The organism is Caldicellulosiruptor sp. F32 (assembly GCF_000404025.1).
In the GTDB taxonomy this organism is placed as follows: domain Bacteria; phylum Bacillota; class Thermoanaerobacteria; order Caldicellulosiruptorales; family Caldicellulosiruptoraceae; genus Caldicellulosiruptor; species Caldicellulosiruptor saccharolyticus.
On sequence record NZ_APGP01000052.1, the window covers coordinates 1 to 1,737 of the forward strand.

Annotated in this window: 1 protein-coding gene and 1 pseudogene; both read left to right on the forward strand. The window is 27.5% G+C overall.

Annotation, left to right across the window (positions count from 1 at the left end; genetic code table 11):
• Positions 1-626 (forward strand): annotated as a pseudogene (locus H964_RS12500) (hypothetical protein); the annotation flags it as partial.
• 110 nt (positions 627-736) lie between these two features.
• Positions 737-1,348 carry a hypothetical protein gene (locus H964_RS04890; RefSeq protein ID WP_013431064.1) on the forward strand — a complete coding sequence of 204 codons (612 nt, stop codon included), beginning with the start codon at positions 737-739 and terminating at the stop codon, positions 1,346-1,348.
• Positions 1,349-1,737: the final 389 nt, after the last annotated feature.

Sequence of the window (1,737 nt, forward strand, 5' to 3'; positions counted from 1 at the left end):
CACCTTCAGATACTAGAAACAACACAGCTGTAAATGGTGGTATTCAGTTAAGTATCGAAACCGAAGCCCAGTATATTTATCTTGCATATAACGGTTCAATTCAATTATTTGATAATAGTGCCAATTTAAGAGTAAGAAATGCATATATTCAAGTAGGTATTGGAACAGGAAATACCGATATAATGTATAGAATTAGTAGAGAGGAACAACTTTATGTTACTAATATAAATTTTGATATAGTTGCAGCAGTGGGATTATTACCTTTTGCTCAAAATTATACCAATGCAGTTGATTTTTTTAGATCAATCATATCACGAGATGAAGTATTAGCCCCTACTTACTTGTATCCTATGTCAGTAAAAGAGCAAGAAAAGCAAAAAGGAAATACTGTTAGGGCTTTCAAGCTTAGTGCACTATCAAACTCATATTTAAATACAGAAGGTCACCGCTTGCTTTTAATGTATGATGTTTGTGTGCCAACTGACAGAACAAAAGTTTTAGGGAGTCGTACACTTTATAATAAATTTTATTTTGAAATATATTCACGTCATCCTGTTTGGTTAACATATAGTGTATTGGAAGCAACTGTAGACAAAACAATTACAAAAAATTATTATATTCAATAATGCTAAAGCATAACCATCTAAATATGAATGCGCTGCATAAGCTTTGAATTATGCAGTGCATTCATATACTTTTTTTATTTATGGAGGTATATTGAGAGAGGAGGAAATTCATGAAGAGAAAAATCATTTATATCCATATTGTTTTCTTGGTTATAATAGCATTAATTTTATCTATTTTTTATAAAAATTACTCAGTAAAAAGAACATATTTTGTTAGAGCTTTGGAGAATATGAAATCGATAGTCTCTTCTGAAATACGAGAAACCACGTGGTTTACAAATAATATAATATATAATTTTGATAAATACGGTTTTTCTATGGAAAATGTATTGTTTTTAAAATCTAAAGTAGAATTTGTTTCTTATATTATAGAGGCACTTAAGTATATAGACATCGATTCTTTGGAGATACTTGATTATAATGCAAAATTAAATTCAATGTATTGGACATTTTTACAATATGGTAGATTTTTGAGTAAAGTTATTGAGTATATTAAAGATGGAGGCAAGCCTTTTAATTTATTTGACAACAATGATAACAAGTTTTTAATAAAAACTAAAAAAGATATATATAACGAGTTTTTATTATATCACGACCTTTTTTCAAAATTAGACTTACACGTAACAAAGTCTTCTACAGGTACTGAGTTATTTAATAAGATTATTAAAACTTGGGATATTGAAAAGGCAAACAAAATAGTATACCCTTCTGAAAGAAATTAAAAATAAATCTTAGCTTGTGATAGCTTATGAAAAAAAAGATTAACTACATTAGGGTTGATATGTTTATGAAAATAACAGGCAGCAAAAGCTATTATATTAAATAAAACTAAAACATTTGCATTTATATAGGGCTGTCTTAAAAGTTATTGGGACTGTCCCTTCATTACAATATAAAGTTTTTAATTAGTATCACATAAAATTTTTAAAACTTTGTTTTTAAGACAACCCCAAGTACTTTTTATTTTCGGGAGGAAAATCCTTAATGAATAAAAAACTTATTTACAAACTTGCTTACTTATCAATTATTTTATCTTTGATTTTGGCAGTTATTTGCTGGAATTACTTTAATATCAAAGAGAGATTTGCTAACTCAGGTAAATCTGCTAAAT

Bases quoted from the DNA above. Each gene is read 5' to 3' on its own strand.
- H964_RS04890 (WP_013431064.1), top strand. From the start codon at position 737: ATGAAGAGAAAAATCATTTATATCCATATTGTTTTCTTGGTTATAATA.